13 protein-coding genes and 1 tRNA gene are annotated in these 21,670 nt (G+C 63.3%); 8 read left to right on the forward strand and 6 right to left on the reverse strand.

Annotated features, from left to right (window positions below; translation table 11 throughout):
- Positions 1 to 195: 195 nt before the first annotated feature.
- The gene (locus NKJ67_RS23690; RefSeq protein WP_352583415.1) at positions 196 to 1,554 is read right to left on the reverse strand and encodes a Ppx/GppA phosphatase family protein; all 1,359 of its coding nucleotides are present in this window, start codon (positions 1,552 to 1,554) and stop codon (positions 196 to 198) included.
- Between the two features lie 376 nt (positions 1,555 to 1,930).
- Between NKJ67_RS23690 and NKJ67_RS23695 the strand changes: the two genes are divergently transcribed.
- From NKJ67_RS23695 to NKJ67_RS23720, 6 genes are all read left to right on the forward strand, one after another.
- Positions 1,931 to 2,863: a lysylphosphatidylglycerol synthase domain-containing protein gene (locus tag NKJ67_RS23695; protein ID WP_128307545.1), complete on the forward strand. Its 933-nt coding sequence runs from the start codon at positions 1,931 to 1,933 to the stop codon at positions 2,861 to 2,863.
- A gap of 176 nt (positions 2,864 to 3,039) precedes the next feature.
- Positions 3,040 to 3,113, forward strand: a tRNA-Gln gene (locus NKJ67_RS23700).
- Positions 3,114 to 3,300: 187 nt separating this feature from the next.
- Positions 3,301 to 3,915, forward strand: coding sequence for a hypothetical protein (locus tag NKJ67_RS23705; protein ID WP_352583417.1), 615 nt, complete (start codon positions 3,301 to 3,303; stop codon positions 3,913 to 3,915).
- Between the two features lie 327 nt (positions 3,916 to 4,242).
- The gene (locus NKJ67_RS23710; protein ID WP_224685224.1) at positions 4,243 to 4,464 is read left to right on the forward strand and encodes a hypothetical protein; all 222 of its coding nucleotides are present in this window, start codon (positions 4,243 to 4,245) and stop codon (positions 4,462 to 4,464) included.
- 169 nt (positions 4,465 to 4,633) lie between these two features.
- Positions 4,634 to 5,266, forward strand: coding sequence for a hypothetical protein (locus tag NKJ67_RS23715; protein WP_352583419.1), 633 nt, complete (start codon positions 4,634 to 4,636; stop codon positions 5,264 to 5,266).
- A 136-nt stretch (positions 5,267 to 5,402) separates the two neighbouring features.
- Complete coding sequence (locus NKJ67_RS23720; RefSeq protein WP_352583421.1) at positions 5,403 to 7,082, forward strand: hypothetical protein; 1,680 nt, start codon at positions 5,403 to 5,405, stop codon at positions 7,080 to 7,082.
- A gap of 202 nt (positions 7,083 to 7,284) precedes the next feature.
- Here the strand turns inward: NKJ67_RS23720 and NKJ67_RS23725 are convergent, their stop codons facing one another.
- Both NKJ67_RS23725 and NKJ67_RS23730 read right to left on the reverse strand, forming a co-directional pair.
- A complete protein-coding gene (locus NKJ67_RS23725; RefSeq protein ID WP_027038337.1) occupies positions 7,285 to 7,506 on the reverse strand; it encodes a hypothetical protein in 222 nt (73 codons plus the stop codon).
- A 251-nt stretch (positions 7,507 to 7,757) separates the two neighbouring features.
- Positions 7,758 to 8,444, reverse strand: a complete 687-nt coding sequence (locus NKJ67_RS23730) for a D-lyxose/D-mannose family sugar isomerase (protein WP_127258087.1) — start codon at positions 8,442 to 8,444, stop codon at positions 7,758 to 7,760.
- Here NKJ67_RS23730 and NKJ67_RS23735 point away from each other — a divergent pair.
- Both NKJ67_RS23735 and NKJ67_RS23740 read left to right on the forward strand, forming a co-directional pair.
- Positions 8,443 to 8,628, forward strand: coding sequence for a hypothetical protein (locus tag NKJ67_RS23735; protein WP_352583424.1), 186 nt, complete (start codon positions 8,443 to 8,445; stop codon positions 8,626 to 8,628). The genes NKJ67_RS23730 and NKJ67_RS23735 overlap by 2 nt on opposite strands.
- Positions 8,629 to 8,634: 6 nt before the next feature.
- Complete coding sequence (locus NKJ67_RS23740) at positions 8,635 to 9,693, forward strand: D-TA family PLP-dependent enzyme (protein ID WP_352583549.1); 1,059 nt, start codon at positions 8,635 to 8,637, stop codon at positions 9,691 to 9,693.
- Positions 9,694 to 9,808: 115 nt separating this feature from the next.
- On the opposite strand, the gene NKJ67_RS23745 is transcribed toward NKJ67_RS23740, so the two are convergent.
- The 3 genes from NKJ67_RS23745 to NKJ67_RS23755 form a co-directional block, all read right to left on the reverse strand.
- Complete coding sequence (locus NKJ67_RS23745) at positions 9,809 to 10,612, reverse strand: heme ABC transporter permease (protein ID WP_127322087.1); 804 nt, start codon at positions 10,610 to 10,612, stop codon at positions 9,809 to 9,811.
- Positions 10,613 to 10,750: 138 nt separating this feature from the next.
- Positions 10,751 to 12,532 carry a glucan ABC transporter ATP-binding protein/ permease gene (locus tag NKJ67_RS23750; RefSeq protein ID WP_352583426.1) on the reverse strand — a complete coding sequence of 594 codons (1,782 nt, stop codon included), beginning with the start codon at positions 12,530 to 12,532 and terminating at the stop codon, positions 10,751 to 10,753.
- 511 nt (positions 12,533 to 13,043) lie between these two features.
- Complete coding sequence (locus NKJ67_RS23755; RefSeq protein WP_352583428.1) at positions 13,044 to 21,626, reverse strand: glycoside hydrolase family 94 protein; 8,583 nt, start codon at positions 21,624 to 21,626, stop codon at positions 13,044 to 13,046.
- Positions 21,627 to 21,670 lie beyond the last annotated feature (44 nt).

A 21,670-nucleotide genomic window follows, 5' to 3' on the forward strand; every position in this document is an offset into this window, starting at 1 on the left:
CCTGGTCATCCTCAATGCAAAAGCACGCGATGCGCGCAACGAGTTCGTAATTGCAACTTGACACCCCAGATAGTCGCTCTCCCCCCTCCGGAGGGAGAGGAAGGGAGCCAGCCTGCATAAGTTCACGCCTTTCCTCTCCCCCGTCGATCGGGGGAGAGGTGTCGAGCGTAGCTCGACGGAGTGGGGGTCGACTGTTCACGCTCTGCCACGCCCATCGTTGCGCCAGACGCCATCATCGGCCATCAGTTCGCTTAAAATACCTTCGCGCAGGCCACGATCGGCGACTCGCAGCCGCTCGGACGGCCACACGGCGCGGATCGCTTCGAGGATGGCGCAGCCGGCCAGCACAAGATCGGCGCGATCGGCACCGATGCATGGGTTGGCGCAGCGCTGCTGGAAATCCCAGCCAACCAGTCTTTCGACCATGCGATCGACGCTGTCGCGGTCCATCCACAGCCCGTCGACACGGCGGCGATCGTAGCGCTCGAGCTCGAGGTGGACACCGGCCAGCGTCGTCACCGTTCCGGACGTGCCCAGCAGATGGAAATTCGGGCTGGCCTTGAGATGGCTCAGCCGGTCGCGACCATCGAAGCTGGCCAGCCGGCCGGCGACATCATCGACCATGGCGGCGAAGATCTCGCGTGTCACCGTGCGGCCGCCAAAGCGCTCGGCCAGCGAGACGACGCCGACCGGCAGCGACGTCCACGACACGATGTGATTGGCCAGCCTCGGCGAACGGCGTCCTGCGAGATCGATGAGCGCGATTTCGGACGAGCCGCCGCCAATATCGAACAGGACGACGCCTTGGGTGTCGCGCTCGACCAGCGAGCCGCAGCCGGACACCGCCAGCCGCGCTTCGGTCTGGCGGTCGATGATCTCGAGCTTCAGGCCGGCCTCGCGTTCGACGCGGTCGATGAACTCGACGCCGTTTTCGGCCGTGCGGCAGGCCTCGGTGGCGATCAGCCGGGCTTTTCTGATCTTGCGGTTGCGCAATTTGTCGCCGCAGATTTTCAGCGCCTCGACCGCGCGGTCCATCGCCGGCTGGCCGAGCCGGCCATTGGCGGTGAGCCCCTCGCCCAGCCGGACGATGCGAGAGAAGGCGTCGATGACGCGGAACTGGCCATGCCGCGTCGGCACGGCGACCAACAGCCGGCAATTGTTGGTGCCGAGGTCAAGCGCCGCAAACACCGGAAGCTCCTGGACCGGCGGCCGACGGGCGCCTTGTTCCGGCCGTGGCACAACAGCGGCGGGCGAGACCACCGCTTCCGCCGGTCTGTGGGCCTCCGCCGCCGGGGTCCCGGTCTTGCCTGGCGCCGGCGATCGATTCTCCGCGGGACGCGCTTCGTCGCGCGCAAAAACCTTGCGCCCGCGCCTTCGCTTGCGCCGCTTCTTGGGCTTGCCTTTGTGGGGTGCGTCGCCCGCCTGCCCGTCTGCGGAGCGGAGCTCCGTCGGGCGGCGTTCCTGCCAGCTTGCGTTCCCCGGGCCAGCCGACCCCTGGGAAGCGCTGGACACGCCCACCTCCGGCGCGCCGGCGCCGGTGTCGTGGTCTTCCACTGTCGTTCCTTCCGGCGCCGCGCGAACCTATGATGGACGCAGCAGGCGCTTCAGTGTTTTAAGTTGCCGCCAGACTAACAGCGCCGCGCCCGATCACCAAGAGCCGCATGCCGAATTTTGCCGACAGGCCGCTGACCGCCGTTCCGGCGCGGCCGCGTGACGTATCCGCACGCCGCAGTTGCCGGCGCAGCGCTTGCCGGCATCTCTTCGGCCGCTCACGATGGACAAATCTTGCCGGCCGCCGCTGCGACAAGGGTTCGCGGTTGAATAGCCGGCTTCGATGAGGCATTTCTGAAATGAGCGGAAGAATCCGGCAAAACCGGCCTCCCACCAGCCACGAGAAGGAAGCGGACCCGCAACGCATGGCAGTCAGGCAATGAACTGGAGACGCTATTTCTGGCCGGTCGTCGGCATCGCCGCGGTGATCTTCTCGCTGCTGCTGCTCTGGCACGAATTGCGCGGCGTTTCGCTCGACGATGTGTGGGACGGTATCACGGCCATTCCGACCCGCGGCTGGGTTCTTGCCGCGCTGAGTTCGATCATCGCCTATGCCTCGCTCGCCGGTTACGACCACATCGCGCTCCTGCATATCGGCAAGCGCGTGTCGTGGCTGTTCGTCACGCTGTGCTCCTTCACCACCTATGCGCTGTCGCACAACATTGGCGGTTCGGTGTTTTCGGGCGCCGTCATCCGCTACCGCGCCTACGGTACGAGGGGCCTGACCGGACAGGATGTCGGCGTGCTGGTGGCGGTCTGCTGGATCACCTTCGTGCTGTCGACGATTTTTGCCTCGGGCCTGGTTCTGGTCTTCGAGCCTGAGATACTCGACCGGTTTTCCGGCATCGCCCATCATGGCCTGTCGGAAGCGGCCGGCATCGCGATGCTGCTGCTCGTCGCCGCCTATGTCTTCGGCAGCTGGCTGCATCTGCGCCCGCTGAAGATCGCCAGCTTTCAGCTCCACTATCCGGCGCTGCCTATCGTCGCGCGGCAATTGCTGATCGGCCCGATCGAGTTGCTGGCCGCCGCCGCGATCATCTTCTTCGCCCTGCCCGCAACCCACAATCCCGGCTACTTCGTCATACTGGGCGTCTTCCTCGTCTCCTTCTCGATCGCGCAGATCTCGCATGCGCCGGGCGGGCTCGGCGTGTTCGAGGTGGTGTTCCTCGCCGGCCTGTCGGACATGGATCCGGTCGGCGTGCTGGCGGCGCTGCTGGTGTTCCGGCTGTTCTACCTGATCATCCCGCTGATTCTGGGCCTGGGGGTGGTGCTGTTCTTCGAACGCTCGCAGTTCAGTCGGACGGAGAGCTGAGGCGTGGGATTGGACTGGGAGCCGCGCGCCGGCATCTGAAGTGTGGCTTCTGAAATCGCCTGACGAAACGTGCCATTGAACCACAGAGCAGGCTTGACTATTTTCCGCTGGCGGCTACAAGGCAGCGCTCACAGCGGCTTGCCCGCTCGGCGCGCACGGTTCATGACCGTGCCTGCTGGGGAATAGGTTAACGGTAGACCCACGGACTCTGACTCCGTTAGTCCTGGTTCGAATCCAGGTTCCCCAGCCAAACAAAATCAACCACTTAGCGACGAAATCCCCCAAAACCATGTTGCTAGCGCCTGAAATCAGTAGCAACATAAGCCCTTGATTATAAGGCGTGGTAATGAGCGGAGGCTGCGAATAGCAACATGCAGTGCGGCATAACGTCAGTTGGCGGCGAGCATCGCACTCCATCAATTGATGAGGTGGTCAGCATGGCGCCCAGGCTCAACGAGTGGGCATCGGTGGCTGCGCATGCGTACGGTCTTTATTCGGGCATCAACGCCGCTATCGCAGCGGCTCCCGACAAGTCCGCATCGATAGTCCATCATGCTGACGAATTCCGGATGATGTCGGCATTGCTCTGCATAGTTCGGGTATTCGCGACGATCGATCGGGCAAGCATAGTCTCGCTCCAATCGGTCAACCGATTTTTAAAGTCTGATAGTGCCCTCTCATGCGTCGCCGCAGCGTACGCCGGAACCGACGATGCAGCGAAAATTGACGTTGCGAGCGGGACATGCGGACGTTCGATCCAGCGCTTTAAGACCGAGTACGCACGGATCGACTGGTCCGTTCTCGGTCGGCTGCAGAGTTTTCGCAATTCCGCGATTGCCCACATCCGTTGGAGCGAAGTCGATCGGTTTGTCACCTTCGGCGAGTTGGAGGCGTTGGTTGAAATTGTCGGACGGCTCGCAGGCGAAACAAGCCTAATGACAAGTGGTTTAAACAACTGGCCTCATGAGCACCAAGAAAGCGCGCATGAGAATGCGAAACAAAAATGGGGTGCAATTTTCACTGCGGATCATCTGGACAGGATCGACTACTAATTTTGACAAAAAAAATGCCTCCGGCGGTCAAGTGGACTGGGCGTGAATCCTATGAGACGATCCTTGCCGAATCGAGAACGCAAATGCCCGCACGCCATCTCTTCAATTATAGGAGCCATCAGCCCGCCCTCTACCAAGAAGGGCAGTACCTGTACTCGATGGGTGGTCAGCCGAAACACTGGCTGGATCGGGAGTACGGCTATTCCTGCGAAACTCAAAAGCCGTCTCTTTGGGTCGATGGGAAATACGTTTACGGCCTAAAGGCGGATGGGACGCCATTAGGCACTGAGCCTGCCTTCTACTATGGCTTGATACCGCGTTCCCCTCATGAAAAAGGCAGATGCGGAGAAAGCGATACGATCACTGTCCACGCAATGGGCGAACACGCTTTCCGACAAAGAGCGGGAACATCCTTCCTTCTCGACGTTCAAGACGTGGCTGTCAGCGAATAGGTATGGTGGATATCTCGACTTCCGCTCCGTCATGGGGCCGGACTACGATGCCGAGGCTTGGTTTGATGAGGAATTGGGGCAGATGTGGAGGCGATGACGCTCTCGCATCCTTACGCCGGCTTCTCACGGTTTGCGATTCCTTCAAAAGGACGAGGTCCTATCCCTTTGATCCGACCCGGCTCCTCCTCGGAGGGCAAATAACGCGTTGGTCATAGCAGTCGCTGCCGGGCTAAGCTCCGCAAAGGTTTTTTGCATTGGGCTCCATAGTGCTCACTGATAGCCAGTACATTCTCGAACGCATGAGCCAAGGCTGCGTGACGCTTTCCGACGACGAGTTCGTCATCGACAGGCTGGTGAAATATTTCGGCAATGGGAGGATCCGCTGGCATGTCGAATTCCGTGGGCATCGCATCGAGCTGACGACAGGCCAGCTCAAGAAGCAGCCGACCTTCCGCAGGAAGATACTCGAACAGGCTGGCGTGCTGCCGCCCCAGCGTGCCGGGACCGACTACAGGCGATGGGCACTCGATCTGAGGAAGAATGCCATCGAGCTTCCGTGGCGGGATAGGCCGGTGGATGTCGGCTTCGCCATCGACAGGCTCACCAGCCACGGCGACGGGCGCTGGACGGTCGAATACCAGGGCAAGGCCATCAAATTCACGACGACCAAACTCCGCAGGCAGGTCAGTTTCCGCAAACGCATGCTGGCCAAGGCCAAGGTGCTGCCGCCCGAGTTGGCCCCGGCTGCCTATCGGAAGTGGATGGACTGGCTCATTCAAAACGCCACCGAGGCTGCTCCGCAGGCCGACGATGCCCTGATGACGGAGAAAAGCTGGCTTGACGACCTGCCTGAGCTCGCCGGCTGGCAAAATGAAACGTCGCCCCGAGAGACTAGCTGAGAGCGACGATAGTCTCCAATGCAAGCAGCGATGGCACTCGTTGCGTTTGCCATGCCTGCCAGTTTCGGCACACATTGATGGCGAAGGAGTCTGACCAGAGCTGGCTCGCTGGCAATCAGAATTGAAATGAGACCACATGGACCGCTTCGACCTCGGCGCCTACCGCCGCCCCATCTCCACTCGCTCGACAGAAACCCAGCGTTGGTTCGATATCGGCCTCAACTGGTGCTACGGCTTCAACCATGAGGAAGGCATCAAGTGTTTTGAGAAGGCGCTCGAAACAGATCCTGAATGTCCGATGATCCATTGGGGCATCGCCTATGCCGCCGGACCTTTCTACAATCTGACCTGGAAGGAACATGGCGAGGCCGAGGCCGACAGCGCGACGAAGCGCTGCTTCGAGCATGTCCAGTTGGCCCGGGCCAATGCGGCTTCCGCCAACGAGATCGAGAAGCGGCTGATCGAAGCGCTGGCCGCCCGCTTTCAGAAGCCGCACCGGGTGAGCCCGGAGGAATTCGAACGGTGGGATGACGCATATGCCGCCGCGATGCGGCTTGTGTATCGGGACTTTCCCGACGACCATGATGTGATGGCACTGCTGGTCGAAGCGCTGATGATGCGCACGGTGCGGCGGCTGTGGAACCTCAAGACCGGCGCGCCGGCGCCGAATTCCGATGTCGTCGAGGCGCTCGACGTCTGCGAGCGGTCGGTCCGGCTTGCCGGTGAGGCCGGCGCAGCACAGCATCCGGCGATCGTCCACCTACACATCCATCTGCTGGAAATGTCCACCATGCCGGAGCGCGGCATGCGGTCAGCGGATCTGCTCGGCGAAATGTGTCCTGATGCCGGGCATATGAACCACATGCCGGGGCACATCTATGTGCTGTGCGGCGAGTATGAGAAAGCCAAACGTGCCAGCGAAAAGGCGGTGCGCGCCAACGACCTCTATCTCGCCTATGCCGATGAGCCGACCTACTATCTGCTCGGCTGCTGCCACGATCTGCATCTGATGATGTTCACCTGCATGTTGTCGGGCCAGTACCAGCCTGCACTGTGGGCCGCCGACAGGGTGCGCAGCCTGGTCGCGCGCGACGTGGTCGCCATCCCCGGCCGGCCCAAGCTCACGCAGACGGTGGAAGGCTACCATGCGATGAAATCGCATGTGCAGGTGCGCTTCGGCCGCTGGCGGGAGATCATCGACGAACCGGCGACCGCGGAGCCAGGCCTCTATGTGCTGACGGCGGCCATGCAGCACTACGCCAAGGGTGTGGCGCATGCGACGCTTGGGCAATTTGCTGAAGCCGAGCGTGAGCGCGAAGCGTTCCATCGGCATCTGAAAGGCATTGCGCCCGAGCGGCGCTTCCTCAGCAATCCGACGCAAGCCTCACTGGCTGTCGGTGCCGCCCTGCTCGACGGCGAGCTGGCGTACCACCAGGGCCGGCATGAGGAGGCGTATGGCCATTTGCGGCAGGCGGTCGAGCTTGACGACAATTTGTCATACACCGAGCCGTGGGCCTGGATGCACCCGCCGCGCCATGCGCTGGCGGCGCTGCTTCTCGACCAGGGCCACGCCCAGGAAGCAGAGCAGGTCTATCGCGACGATCTGGGTCTGAGCGGCACGGTGCAGCGCTGCGCCCAGCATCCGAACAATGTCTGGGCATTGCACGGGCTGGTGGAATGCCTGAAACGGCGCGGCGAGACTGATGAATTGCCGACATTGCAGACAAGCCTTGCCGCGGCGCTGGCCAAGGCGGATGTGCCGATCACCTCGTCCTGCCTGTGCAGGACGAGCGCGCAGCAAGGCTGCTGTCACTGACGCGAAGTCAGCCTGCCGCCACTGTTGCGGCCGATCGGCTAGAGCAATTCCAGGAAAAGTGTGAAACGGTGTTCCGTCCGGAATTGCGTCAAAACAAGGAGTTAGAGCGGGTCGCCGTTTCCGTGAAACGGCGAACAGCTTTAGCCAAACAGATTGTCGGCCAGATCGTCGTTGGCGGTGGAAACCTCGCCGCCCGGTCGTGTCACCTGCCGATCAGCCAAGGCTCCATGCCGCGTCGTTCCACGCCTTCCTCGATCAGCACGGAGCAGTCGATCTCATCGTGAAGTTGGGCATTTGGGTCAGACGAAAGCCAGGAAGCATAGGACCGAAGCTGCTTGAGCCTGGCTGTTTTCTCCAGCCGTGCCTGGCGCTCATCCTCGGCAGGTTGAGCCGATCTTTTGTTCTTCTGGGCAGGAAATTGCATCCTGGCTCTCCTCGATCACCGAGCCTATGGAGACAGACGCTCGATGGGACCCTGGCCCATTGTCGCTCCGGTCTCCGCGCTTCGGCTTGAAGCCAACACATGCGCTGACGAGAGTCGCCATCCATCTGGATGACGGCGGAGCCTTATCAACCCGGCAAAGTGCTTGTGACGTACCCCGCCTCGATCGGGAGCCAGGAGAAGCCCGCACTTTCGACCGTGTGGCTGGCGTCACCGGGGCGTGGGGCGGCCCCCTACCCCAGCCACTTCTCGTAGTCGGACACCAGCAGATGGACCGGGGCAACGTCTTCGTCGATGTTGGAAAAACGCCCGATCGGTTCGCGAAACACATTGTCGGTGAGATCGTCATTGACGGTCGAGACCTCGCCGATCAGCACGTCCTTGCCCTCGGCCCAGAAGGCATGCCAAACGCCGGGCAGCAGCGTGACGCTCTGGCCCGGGTCGAGTTTCAGGAGCCCGCCCGCAGGCAGCCTGTGGATGGTTCCGTCGACCGGCACCGAAACCTCGGCCTTGGGATCGATGCCGCCGTCGCGGTCATGCATGAACAGTTCCAGCACCAGCTTGCCGCCGCCACGGTTGATGATGTCCTCGGCCTTGATGTTGTGGCGGTGCATCGGCGACAGCTGGTCCTTGCGCGAGATCATGATCTTTTCGGCATAGAGCATGCCCATGCCCTTCTTCATGTCCTCGTAGCGGCCGTTGCGAACGGTGAACAGGAACAGGCCGAGTTCCCTGAATTTCTCTTGCCCGTAATCGGTGATGTCCCAGCCGAGCCGCGAGGTGAATACGGCCGACGAGTCGACCTGACGCGCCTTCGCCTCCTGCGGCGACCAATAGGCGAAGGGCGGCATGATGTAGCCGAACGAGCGGATGAAAGCGTCGGCTTCGCGGATGATGTCGTTGATGGCGGAGCGCTTCATGATCATGATCCCTTCGTATCGATTTGTCTGGCAAATCGCATATCCGAACGCCGATGCGGTGTCGATCCATCTCGCCGTCCTGTCCGGCGTTGCGCAGGGCGTATGGACCACAGATCCACTTGCCTGGCCGCGTGACATCACGGATTTTCAGGGCCATAAAACCCGCGGATTCCTCATGGGGTGAAAGATGATGCCGACCGTTCACGATCTCGATACGCCATCCATCCTGGTCGACGCCGCGCGCGCGGAAGCCAACATTGCCCGCGCCCAGGCGCATGCCGACAAGAACGGGCTGAAGCTCCGGCCGCATATCAAGACGCACAAATTGCCCTACTGGGCGAAGAAGCAGATAGCGGCCGGCGCCGTCGGCATCACCTGCCAGAAGATCGGCGAGGCCGAGGTGATGGCCGATGCCGGGCTGACCGATATTTTTCTTCCCTACAACATCCTTGGGCGCGCCAAGCTGGAGCGCCTTCTGGCGCTGCACGGGCGCGTCACCCTGTCGGTGACAGCGGACAGCATGGAGACGCTCGAAGGGCTGGCAATCACCTTCACCGATGCCGGTCATCGTCTGCCGGTGCTGGTCGAATGCGACACCGGCATGGGCCGCTGCGGCGTGCAGACGGCTGATGGAGCGGTTGCGCTGGCAAGACAGATCGACAGAGCCGGTGGCCTCGCCTTCGGCGGACTGATGACCTACCCGGCCGCCGGGCGGGCAGCGGAGGCCGAAGCCTGGCTCGCCGGGGCCAAGCAGGCACTTGCCGCGTCGGGCCTCGCCTGCGACCGCATCTCCAGCGGCGGCACGCCGGATATGTGGCGCTCCAGCGATACATCCGTTGTCACCGAGTATCGTCCAGGCACCTACATCTATCTCGACCGCTATCAAGTCGCCAAAGGCGTCGGCGGCCTCGACGACTGTGCGCTGACGGTGCTGTCGACGGTGGTCAGCCATCCCACAGCGACGCGCGCTATCCTCGATGCCGGCAGCAAGGCGCTGTCCAGCGATACGCTGGGTCTCGCCGATTTCGGCGAGTTGCTCGGCGTGTCGGGAGCGCGGGTGACCAGTCTGAGCGAGGAGCACGGCACCGTCACGCTTTCGGGCGACGGCAAGCTGCGCATCGGCGAGCGCGTGCGTGTCGTGCCCGACCATTGCTGCGTCGTCACCAATTTGTTCAACGAGGTCAATCTGGTCGACGGCGACAAGGTGCTGGAAACGCTCCCGGTGGCGGCGCGGGGAAGGATGGGGTGAACTAAGAAGCGTCTTGCCTTCTTCCCCTGTGGGAGAAGGTGGATCGGCGCGCAGCGCCGAGACGGATGAGGGGTGTTCCAGCGGAATGAGACGTTGGCGTTCCCTGGAACACCCCTCATCCGTCGCCTTCGGCGACACCTTCTCCCACAAGGGGAGAAGGGGGAGAGCGCTCGGCCTGCCGAGCCGCGACCCGCCTCATGGCAATCACCCGGCGGCGGCGGATTTCGGTGCGCATCGCCATCAGGTGCAGCGCGAAGAACAGCACGGTAAAGCCGAGCGCCATCACCAGCAGCGGCCATAGCAGGCTGGGGTCGATGGTGGAGCCGCCCATGCGGAACACCGAGGCCGGCTGATGCAGCGTGTTCCACCAGTCGACCGAGAACTTGATGATCGGGATGTTGATGAAGCCGACCAGCGTGATGATGGCCGCGGCCCAGGCGGCGCGGCTGGCATCGTCGAGCGCGCGGGTCAGCGCGATGATGCCGAGATACATCAGGAGCAGCACGAACACCGAGGTCAGCCGAGCATCCCAGACCCACCAGGTGCCCCACATCGGCTTGCCCCAGATCGAACCGGTGATCAGCGCCAGCGCGGTGAAGACGGCGCCGATGGGTGCGGCTGATTTCAGCGCGACATCGGCCAGCGGATGCCGCCAGACGAGCGTGCCGAGCGCCGAGACCGCCATCAGCGTGTAGCACATCATGGCGAGCCAGGCGAAAGGCACGTGGATATACATGATGCGGACGGTGATGCCCTGCTGGAAATCCTCAGGCGCGGCGAAGCTCATATAGAGCCCCACGGCGAGGATCAGTGTGGCGATCGTGGCCAGCCATGGCACGACCTTGTCCGCCAGCCCGACGAAGCGCGTCGGGTTGGCGAGGTCCATCCAGCCGGTCAGGCGTGAAGTCGTATCGCTCATGCGGTTCTACATAAACCGCCGCGGCGTTCGGGGCAATCGAGCGGTGGTGTCGCAGACGCAATTGGGGCGGCCGTGCCTGTACTCTCACCCGGACCTACGGTCCGACCTCCCCACAAGGGGGAGGTAAAAGAAAGAGGCTCAGGCAGCCGCTTCCTGCTGTTGCTGCACGGTGCGGCTGAGGCGGCGAACCTCCTCGTCGTTGAGCAGGCCGCCGGCGCGCAGCAGGCTGGCGAAGCGGCCATTGCGCAGCGACAGCTCGGTGAAGCCGCCCATCTCGACCACCCTGCCCTTGTCCATGAACACGACCAGATCGGCGTCGCGAACGGTGGTCAGGCGGTGGGCGATGATGAAGGTCGTGCGGTCGCGGCGCAGCTCGTCGATCGCTTCCTTGACGCGGTCCTCGGTCTCGACGTCGAGCGCGCTGGTCGCCTCGTCGAGCACCAGGATCGGTGCGTCCTTCAGCACGGCGCGGGCAATGGCGATGCGCTGACGTTCGCCGCCCGAGAGCTGCCCGCCACGTTCGCCAACCACCGTGTCGTAGCCATTGCTCTTGGACAGGATGAAGTCCTGTGCGGCAGCCGCATTGGCGGCGGCATGGATCTCGTCATTGCTTGCATCGGCGCGGCCAACACGGATGTTGTCCTCGATCGAGCGGTTGAGCAGCCCGGCATCCTGGAACACGGTGGCAATCGAATGGCGCACCGACTTGCGGGTCACGGTGCGGGTGTCGATGCCGTCGATCAGGATGCGGCCATGGGACGGCGAGAAGACACGCTGCAGCAGGTTGATGAGCGTGGTCTTGCCCGCGCCCGTCGGGCCAACGATGGCGACGGTCTGGCCGGCCTGCACCTCGAAGGACACGTCGTCGATGCCTTGGCCGGAATTGACGAATTCGAAGCCGACATTCTCGAAGCGGACATGGCCGGTGACGTTGGCAAGATCGCGCAGGCCGTCCGGCTCGGCGGCATCAGCCGCGGAGTCCTCGAGATGGTAGAAATCCTCGAGCTTGGCACGGGCCTCGGAAATCTGGTTGGCGAAAGCCGACATCTGGTCGAGGCGTGCGATCAACATCGTGGCAAAACCGGTGAAGGCAATGACGTCGCCGACACCCAACTGACCACGAGTGACGAGATAGGAGCCGATCGACAACACGATCAGCATCGAGATTGCCGATGACAGACGGTGCAAGGCATTGGCCAGCGCCCACCAGTCGAGAACAGGGTTCTGCGCGTCGAGCAGGTTCTTGACGTAGCGGCGCAGCGTATCGGCCTCGTGGCCGAGGCGATTGTAGCTCTGCAGCACCGCAACGTTGCTGACCGAGTCGGTCACATGCGCGAACACCTTGTGGTAGTGGCGCTCGACCGCAGCCTGGCCCGCCTTGGTGCGGCGCATGACCATCCGGCCGATGCCGACATAGAGCAGCCCGAGGCCAAGCAGCACCAGCGACATGCGCAGGTCCATGCTGATCGCGGTCGGAACCAGCAGTACGAGGGCGACAGCCGTGGACAAATGCTGGCGCATGAATTCGAGCCAAAGGCTGAACAGGGTTTCGACGGCGCGCAGCATCGTATGCAGCGCATTGGAGGTGCCGTGCTGATGGTGCCAGGCGAGCGGCATGGTGATCACGCGCTCGAAGGACTCGCAAAGCACTTCGCTGCGCCGAGCATGGGCAAAACGGTCAGCGCCGCGCGCCACCATGACGAAGGCAACGATGTTGAAGGCGCCGAGACCGGCCCACATGACCAGCGTGGTGAAGACAGAGCCACGCTCGGAAATGGCGCCGATGACGCGACCGAACATGATCGGCTCGAGAAGCGCTACGATGGCGAGAGCCACGTTGGCCGAACAGATCAACGCAACGCGTTTCCTGTCCGCGGCCAGATAACCGAGTGCTCGCCAGTAGATTTGCAGAAGGGTCACCCCAGTTACTCCGCCACGCTGTTTATTGTGCACTGCATCATTTTATTCGTACCGGTTGATACGTCGCAAAACAATGGCCGTGTACCCCTTCAGTTCCCTTAGAGCGAACAAAAGATGGCGACGTTCCGAAATCTGCCGTGATCACCTAACGGTTTGAGAAGACAGGTAAAATGTCAGGCATGCGGCGAAATCATGGCAGTTGGCACGTGCTGCCACAATTTTAATCAGCAACAATGTCGGGCGGATGACCAAGGCCGAAATCGCCTTTCGTGAAGTATAGAGCGAAACAAAGCTGCAGAATGCCCCTCCGGGCGAAGGGTGGCCAAACCCTCACTGCCCGTGGCGGCCCATAGGGGGCGCCTCAAGCCTTTGATTTCATGGACTTCTCGGCGACGTGCCCCTCAATCGGCAGGCAGCAACGCCAGGCGGGACGGTGCCTCTCATCCCGCCGTGGCGGCAAAATCGCGCCCCGGATTCCAGGCCCGAGCGCATAGTTTTTGAGCAACATGCATCAAGCCGGGATCCGGATGACCACCTCGGCAACTTCGCCGTCCTTCAGTTCGACTGCCGAACCCTTGGCCTTTGTCCCATTCACCTGCAGCGACACGGCCTTGGCCTTATTGTCGCGGATGACGCGAACCTTGAGTTCCGCCCCCAGCATTTTGAGATTTGCCGAGTAGCCGTCCCAGTGGCTCGGCAGCTTCGGCTTGAACTGGACACGCTTGCCGCGCCGCTCGATGCCCAGGATGCCTTCGACAGCAGCCCTGTAGAGCCAGCCGGCAGAGCCGGTGTACCAGGTCCAGCCGCCACGGCCGCCCTTGCCGTTGCCGGCGTTGTCGTCCCCGGCATAGATATCGGCCGCCACGACATAGGGCTCGACACGATAGTGCTCGGCCGTGGCCTCGTCGGTCGCATGGTTGACGGGGTTCAGCATCGAGAAACAGCGATAGGCCTCGTCGACCTGCCCCATCTCGGCGAGCGCGATGACGAACCATGTGGCGGCATGGGTGTACTGGCCGCCATTCTCGCGCACGCCGGGCGGATAGCTCTTGATGTAACCCGGGTCCTTCTCCGTCTTCGAGAAGGGCGGCGTGAACAGTTTGACGATCTTCAGCTTGTCGTCCACAAGCAGCTTCGTTGCTTGCTCCATCGCGGTGGTCGACCGTGCCGGATCGCCCTCTCCCGAAAGCACGCTCCAGGACTGGGCGATCGAGTCGATCTTGCACTCCTGCGAGTTGCGAGACCCCAAAGGGGTGCCGTCGTCGAAACTGCCGCGCCGGTACCATTCGCCGTCCCATGCGGTGCTCTCAAGCGCCCGCTTCAGCACATCGGCATGCTTTGCCCAGGCCTGTGCTCGCTTGGCATCGCCCTCGGCCTTGGCGACGGGGGCGAAATCGCCCAGCGTCTTCAGCAGGAACCAGCCGAGCCAGACGCTCTCGCCCTTGCCGTGCTCGCCAACGCGGTTCATGCCGTCGTTCCAGTCGCCGCCGAGGATCAGCGGCAGGCCCGCGGGGCTGCTGCGCTTGATGGCGAGATCGAGCGCACGCGCGCAATGGTCGTAGAGCGACGCCGTCTTCTTCGAGATTTCCGGGGTGAAGAAGGCATCGTGTTCGCCATCGCCCAGCGGCTGTCCATCGATGAACGCCAATTGCTCCTTGAGGATGGTGGCATCGCCGGTGACCAGCAAATAGCGCGCCGTGGCGTGGGCAAGCCAGACCACGTCATCGGAGATCAGCGTGCGTACGCCAGCACCCGTGCGCGGCAGCCACCAGTGCTGCACGTCGCCTTCGGGGAACTGCCGCCGTGCCGCATTGAGGATCTGGTCGCGCGCCAGTTGCGGGTCATGCGCCAGCAGCGCCAGCGTATCCTGCAACTGGTCGCGGAAGCCGAAGGCACCGCTGGCCTGATAGAAGGCGGAGCGGGCACGGATGCGGCAGGCCAGGCTCTGATAGGGCAGCCAGTGATTGACCATGGCGTCGAGCGCCTTGTCCGGCGTCTCGACCTGGATGGTGTCGAGGAAGCCGCGCCATTCGCGCTCATTGTCGGCCAACCGCTGGTCGAAGTCCTTGACCTTATGCTCCTGCACCAGCGCGCTCGCCTCCTCGGCGGACTCGGCGTCACCGAGCAGCCAGAGCAGCGTCACGTCGCCGCCAGCCGGGATCTCGACGTCGCGGGCAATCGCCGCGCATGGATCGTCGCCGGCCTCGACACGGCCAGACAGCGCTGCACCACTCAGCACCGCCTGCGGCAGCTCGCTGGAGCCATGCCGGCCCAGGAACTCCGTCCGGTCTGTCGTCACCGAATGAACGCCGCCGTCAGCCGCGAGGAATGCAACGCGCTCGCCGAAATCCAGCCCGTAGGGGTTTTGTGCCAGCAGCGCCCCGCTGGCGGCATCCCGCGACGGGACGATGGTTGCCGCAGTGCGCGACCGGTGCCCGCCGAGCACCCATTCGGCATAGGCATAGACACGCAGCCGCGCCGGCACCGAACCGGAATTCTGGATGCGCAGCCGCGAGATCTTCAGCGGATCGACCGGATCGACGACATGGGTGAGATCCATCGACAATGGTCCGCGCTTCGAGCGGAAGGTCGAGAAACCCTGGCCGTGCCAAGCCTCGTAGGTCATCGTGGGATCGCGCACCACGGCAGCGAGCGGCGAGAATGCCTTGCCGCTGGCCTGATCGTAGATATAGAGGCCCTCGCCCGGCCGGTTCGAGACCGGATCATTCGACCACGGCGTCAACTGGTAGTCGCGGCTGTTTCGGCTCCAGGTGAAGGCAGCGCCCTCGGCGGAGGTATGGAAGCCGAACGAGGCGTTGGAGACGACGTTGATCCACGGCTGCGGCGTCGTGCGCCGGCCGGCCAGGCGCACGACATAATGCCGCCCGTCGCCGTCGAAACCGCCAAAGCCGTTCCACTGGCTGAGACCGCTTCCATCGGCGCTGACATTGGCCACTGCCTGCGAGGCAGGAGTATGCGTCGTGGGTGTCGGCGACGGCAATTCACGCGGAATTGGCAATGCTGCCAGAGCGTCGCGCGCCTGCAGAGCCGCGGCCTCGGCGCGCTCGATCTGGTCGAAGATGGTGCCGTTGCGCGTGTGCAGGACCACCCGGGCGACAGCGAGCAGCGTCTTGTAGGTGGTTTCGTCCATGAGATCGCGGCGCACCGCGAATATGTGCTGGCGAGGTCCGAGCTCCTTGCCGCGCAGGCGGCTGTTTTCGCACAGCGTCTCGACCGCCCGCTGCAGGTCCTGGACATAGGAGGACGCCTGCTCGTTGACGACGACGAAGTCGATCATCATGCCGCGGGTGCGCATATATTCCTGGAAACGCAGCGCCTGGGCAACGATTTCGAGATCGGCGACATCGCCGATCCTGACCAGGAAGATCGGGAAATCGCCGGAAATGCTTGTCGGCCAAAGGCTCGACTGCTTGCCCAGCCCCGAGGCGATGGATTCAGCGGGAAGACGCAGGAACGGATCCGGATAGATCAGATAGCGCGCCAGCTTCTGCACATTGGCGGCATCGGTCAGACTGAGGCCCATATGGCGGGTCTGCACCTGGCTGCGCGTCCAGGCAAGCATGGCCTGGCGGGCAAAGCTCTCCGGATGGTCGAGGCGGGCGATGGCTTCGTCCAGCTCGGTGCGGCCAGCGCCGACGACGGTCCAGAAGGTCAGCGATATCTTCTTGTTGGCCGGCACGCGCACCTGGCGGCGCAGCGAGGCGACGGGATCGAGCGTAAAGCCTGAGTGGCCGCCCAGCCTGGCGCCCGGGTCGAAAGCGGCCGCATCGACGATGGTACGGCCACGGCCGATGAAGGCGCGCCTGTCGGTTTCGGCCTCGGCATCGCGCGCCGATCCGGACGGATCGGTGACGAAATGCACCATGGCGATATCGGGCTCGCTGGTCTCGCGCTTGCGCCGCGTGGCGAAGATCGCCGCGTTGTTGGCAGAGATTTCGGTTTCCACGAACATCTTCGAGAATGCCGGATGCGCGTTGTCGGACGCCTCCAGGCCGAGCACCAGTTCGGCAAAGGAGGTCACTTCGATGTGACGGTCGGACGGACCGTCATTGTAGAGCGTGACCCGACGGCCCTCGCCATTGCCTTCCGAGATGACAATGCATTCGACCTCGGAGCGCAACGTGCCCACGGATTTGACGAAGCTCGCCTTGTCGTCGGAGAACAAGGTCTGCGCCTTTTCCTCGGCGGCGCGCTTCGGCTCGGCCGTAGCCGACCACCAGTCGCCGGAACCGGCGTCACGCAGGAAGATGTAGGAGCCGAGCCGGTCCTCGGTCGGATCCGGCTGCCAGCGTGTGACGGAGAGATCGCCCCAGCGGCTGTAGCCCGAGCCGGTCGCGGTGACCATCACCGAATAGCGGCCGTTCGACATGACGTTGGTCGACCGCAGCGACTGCAGCGGATTGAGCACGATGCGGGTGTCGGGGCTGTCGACTTCGGTCTCGTCCTTGGAGCGTTCGTCGGCCTCGGTCCTGACGGTCGCGGTCGGGATGTCGCGCGGCGCCCTCTCCTGCAGCAAGAGTTCGGCCGATTCGATGACCGGATCGCTGTGGAAGCGGTCGCGCATGCGACCTTCGAAGATGGCGTCGGCAACCGCCGCGATCGACATGCCCGAATGGTGGGCCATGTAGTTCTGGACGACGACATGATCCGTGCCTTCCGGCACGCGCTGCGGCGTGAAGTCGACGGCGTCGTAGTAGCCGTGGCGGCCGAGCGCCCCGATCTCCCGCAATCGGGCGAGATTCAGCACGGCTTCACGCGGATTGAACTGGGCCGCCAGTATGGTGGCGTAAGGCGCGATCACCGTGTTCTGGCCAAGGCCGCGCTTCAGCCCGAGGCCTGGAACGCCGAAATTTGTATATTGGTAGGTCAGTTCTCGGTCGCGCGCATTGTAGGCGGCCTCCGAAATGCCCCACGGCACGTTCTTCTGGCGGCCATACTGGATCTGGCGCTTGATGATCAGCTTGCTGGTCTGGTTGAGGATCGAGCCCTGCGGCTCCTTCATCACCAGCGGCGGCATCAGATATTCGAACATCGAGCCGGACCAGGACATCAGGGCGCCCTGGAAACCGATTTCGACGATCGGCCGGCCAAGCCGGAACCAGTGCTCGGTCGGCAGGTCGCCCTTGGCGATGGCGAACAGGCTGGTCAGCCGGGCTTCGGAAGCCAGAAGGTCGTAGCAGCTCTCGTCGAGCTGGTGTTCCTCGACCCGGTAGCCGATCGACAACAGCTTGCGCTCCGGCCGCATCAGGAAGGAGAAATCCATCTCGAAGGCGTAACGGCGCGTGCGCTCGCGCAAGGTGAGCAGCTTGGCACGCAGCGCCTCGACGGCATTGTCGTCGCTGTGCGCGTCATGGACGTGCGCTTCGCAGGTGGCTTCCAGCCTTGCCGCCCAGTCGACGATGACGTCGCTCTGGGGCGACACCGCCTCGGTATGGATGGCGGTGGCCAATTTGCGGATCTCGCCGGCCAGCACAGCCAGGTTGATGGTGCGGATCGACGCCATTTCGGGCTGCGCCTTGATCGTGTCGACAGCGCGCCGCATGCCGTCGAGGCGGTCGGCGAGACGCTGGCGCAGCGGGCGCAACTGACGGCGGTCGTCGGGCAGATCATCGAGGCTTTCGCTGAGAATGGTGACCGTGTCGAGAATGCCTTCGAAATCGCCCTGGAGATGGACGGAAGGTGCTTCGGCCCATTCGGCGCAGGCCGCAGCCACCGCCACCAGATGGCCAGCGAGATTGCCGCTGTCGACAGCCGAGATGTAGAGCGGATAGAGCGGCTTCAGTGTCGTCGTGTCGTACCAGTTGAAGAGGTGACCGCGCTCACGCGGCATGCCCTCGATCGTCGCCATGGTGGCGTCGATGCGGGTGATGGCGTCGGACAGGCTGATCCAGCCGAAGTCGCGGGCGGAAACGACGGACAGCAGGTAGACGCCGATGTTGGTTGGCGAGGTGCGCGGCGCCACCACCGGCGCCGGGCTTTCCTGGAAATTGTCCGGCGGCAGATGGTGATGCTCTGCCGTTACGAAGCTTTCGAAATAGTGCCATGTGCGCCGCGCCACCGTGCGCAACGTATGGATGTCGGCCTGCGATATGCGCAGCCGATCCTCGGTTTCAGCCGAACGGCTGATCCAGCTGGCGATGGCCGGCGAGCCAATCCAGAACAGGGCGAAGAAGAAGGCCACGAAGGCGCCGGTCGAATCGGCCAACACCGGAATGGCAAGACCGACGAAGCCGATGATCACGGCGCCATACATCATGCCGTAATACGATCCGACATCGTTGTCGCCCGCCTTGTGCGCCTGCGAGGCGGTGCGCCATTCCAAAAGGTTCTGGCGGCTGACGAACAGCCGGTAGAGCGTACGCACGATGGCATCGCCCATCATCCAGGCATTGTGCGCCATCAGCACGATCTTCAGCGCCACCATGGCGGTGCCGAAGGCGACGTCGCGCGCCAGAGCCGAGAAATGGCCGCGTGGCGTCTGGTCGCCGCTCTTGGGCAGGATGGCGTTGACGATATCGAATGTCGGCGCCATGAACAGGCTGAGGATCAGCAGGGCCTGCCATTGCGCGGCCTGCGTGAAGGGCAGCAGCGTCCAGCCGGCGATCGCCGCCATCACCCAGAAGATCGGCGTCAGCGAGCGGCGCAGATTGTCGATCATCTTCCAGCGCGACAGCGCCGGCACGCCGGAGCGCGGATCGAGCATGAAGCCAAGCAACTGCCAGTCGCCGCGCGCCCAGCGATGGTGGCGCGAGGCGTCGACCGAGTAGCGGGTCGGATAGTCCTCAACCAGTTCGACGTCGGTGACCAGCGCCGCGCGCGCCAGCGCGCCTTCCAGCAGATCATGGCTGAGGATGGTGTTTTCCTCGATGCGGCCCTGCAGGGCGGCCTCGAAGGCGTCGACGTGATAGAGGCCCTTGCCGGTGAAGGACCCGTCGCCGAAGACGTCCTGATAGAGATCGGACACGGCAAAGACATAAGGGTCGAGGCCGCGATTGGCCGAAAACACCCGCTGGAAGAACGACGCATCGTCGCCTGATGTCAGCGACGCGGTGATGCGCGGCTGAAGGATCGCGTAGCCGGCGGTGACGACGCGCTTGCTGGCATCGAAATGCGGCCGGTTGAGCGGGTGGCAGAGCTTGCCTACGAGGGTGGCGACCGCGTCACGGGTGGTGCGCGTGTCGGCATCGAGCGTCATCACATGGACGACATTCTCCGGCAGCGGCACGTCGAGCGGCAGGAACGTGGTGTCGCTGTCGCCGCGCAGCAGAAGATCGAGCTCGTGCAGCTTGCCGCGCTTGCGCTCCCAGCCCATCCAGGCCCCTTGCGCCGCATTGAACAGCCGGCGCCGGTGCAGGATGTAGAAACGCGGCGCGCCTTCGGAGGGATAGCGGGCGTTGAGACGGGCGATTTCGGTACGGGCGAATTCGAGGATTTCGGTGTCCGCCGCATCGATCTCGGTCTTCGAGTCTGGCCAGTCCGACAGCAGCGCGAAATGGATTTCATCGGCCGTGTTGGCGAGATGATGCACCTCGATATTGCGGATGTTTTCCTCGACATCGTCGCGCGAGCCGATCAGCGACGGCACCACCACCAGCGTGCGAGCCTCGGGCGGAACGCCGTGTCGGTAATCGTAGCCGACGAGACGCGTCGGTTTCAGGAACAGCGATACGACCGTGTTGAAGAAGGCGAGCGCGCCCTCGCTGGCCGGCACGGCAAACAGCGCCAGCATCAGGACGATCGAGGGCACTGACAGGCCGAGATTGGCAAGCGCGTTGCCGGAGAGGACGAGAAGCAGGGCCGTCAGCGCAAACACCGGTACGACGATGCCGAGCCAGCCGGTCTTGCGGAAGGCACGCTTGACTGTCTGGCTGATGGTGGGTCGATAGCCGATCGCCTTCTCCAGCTCGAGCCGGCGTGGGCCGACGAGAAAGAAGCCGACATCGGTGTGGGCGGACCCGGTTAAAACGGCGTCGCCGTCACCATCGCTGGCAGCGTGGCCGGCCAACTCGATGGCCTTCTCGGCAACGCGATATTCCGAAAGGTTCGAGCGGCGCGCCAATTCCTCGATCGCGGTCCGGTACTGATCGCGCGAGAAGAAGTCGAGCGCGGCGAAATCGGTGCGCTCGCGCAGCACGGTGTCGATGCGGCTGACGCCTTCGAACCACACCGTCCAGTCGACGTCGTTGATGAGGCGCAGGCCGCGGATGATGTTGCCCGTCGTCACATTGCCGCTGGACAGCGTGTGATGTTCGGAAATGATGATTTCCTCGGCATCGGAGCCGGTCTTTTCGAGCTCGCCTTCCAGCCATTCCAGAGCCTTGCCGGCATTCTGCGATCCATCACGCAGGCGGTAGAGCAGTTGGGTGGCGAAGGTGGTGTCCTGCGCATGCGCGCTGAAATTGGACAGGATCGACTGCCGGTCGGCGCTGTCGTCGGTCGCCAGGACCTTGTCGGCCACATCGTTGGCGATCTGGCGCATCTGGCGGGTGCGATTGACCCTGACGGCCAGCCGGCGGAGATTTTCGATCAGGACGAAGCGCAACAGCGAAGGCAGCGCCCAGAGTTCGCCGATCTTCAGCGGCTCGACCGACTGGAAACCCTGGACGATGGACTTGAACATCGTCGCCGAAACGGAACTGTCCGAATGCGCCACATAGGTCCAGGCCAGCGCCAGCGCGCGCGGCACGCTGCCGCCGTCAGGTAGTTTCAAGGTCGGCAACTGGCGATAGAAGCGGCGCGGCAGGTCGCGCTTGACCTGGAAAATGGTCTCTTCGACCAGGTAATTGTTGTCGAGCAGCCATTGTGCCGCCGGCGTGATCGTCTCGCCCCTCGCCTGCGCCGCATTGGTCGACCGGTAGACTTCCAGGATCTTCTCGGCGCTGTCCCGGATACGGGCCTGAAAATCAAAGGGCGTCAGGCCGAATAGATCGGTGAGGTCGCCTTTTGCCAGGCTTTCGCCAAGCACACGAAGACGCTCTTCGGGCAGAAAGTTGGATCGAATCGGCTCTTCCGTGATGGCCGGGAAGCTCGCGCTTGTCTTCTCGATTTGGGCAGGATTCGTCTGAATATTCATTGAAAATTCCGTAAGCGGGCACTGAGCGGCGTCACCGCCACGGC

Origin of the sequence: Mesorhizobium sp. M0088, assembly GCF_040322895.1 — a bacterium.
Lineage (GTDB): Bacteria > Pseudomonadota > Alphaproteobacteria > Rhizobiales > Rhizobiaceae > Mesorhizobium.

Coding starts and splice junctions, on each gene's coding strand:
- NKJ67_RS23695 (WP_128307545.1), top strand. CDS start 1,931: ATGAACTGGAGACGCTATTTCTGGCCGGTCGTCGGCATCGCCGCGGTG.
- NKJ67_RS23730 (WP_127258087.1), bottom strand. CDS start 8,444: ATGAAGCGCTCCGCCATCAACGACATCATCCGCGAAGCCGACGCTTTC.
- NKJ67_RS23705 (WP_352583417.1), top strand. CDS start 3,301: ATGGCGCCCAGGCTCAACGAGTGGGCATCGGTGGCTGCGCATGCGTAC.
- NKJ67_RS23720 (WP_352583421.1), top strand. CDS start 5,403: ATGGACCGCTTCGACCTCGGCGCCTACCGCCGCCCCATCTCCACTCGC.
- NKJ67_RS23710 (WP_224685224.1), top strand. CDS start 4,243: ATGAAAAAGGCAGATGCGGAGAAAGCGATACGATCACTGTCCACGCAA.
- NKJ67_RS23740 (WP_352583549.1), top strand. CDS start 8,635: ATGCCGACCGTTCACGATCTCGATACGCCATCCATCCTGGTCGACGCC.
- NKJ67_RS23735 (WP_352583424.1), top strand. CDS start 8,443: ATGATCATGATCCCTTCGTATCGATTTGTCTGGCAAATCGCATATCCG.
- NKJ67_RS23755 (WP_352583428.1), bottom strand. CDS start 21,626: ATGAATATTCAGACGAATCCTGCCCAAATCGAGAAGACAAGCGCGAGC.
- NKJ67_RS23725 (WP_027038337.1), bottom strand. CDS start 7,506: ATGCAATTTCCTGCCCAGAAGAACAAAAGATCGGCTCAACCTGCCGAG.
- NKJ67_RS23745 (WP_127322087.1), bottom strand. CDS start 10,612: ATGAGCGATACGACTTCACGCCTGACCGGCTGGATGGACCTCGCCAAC.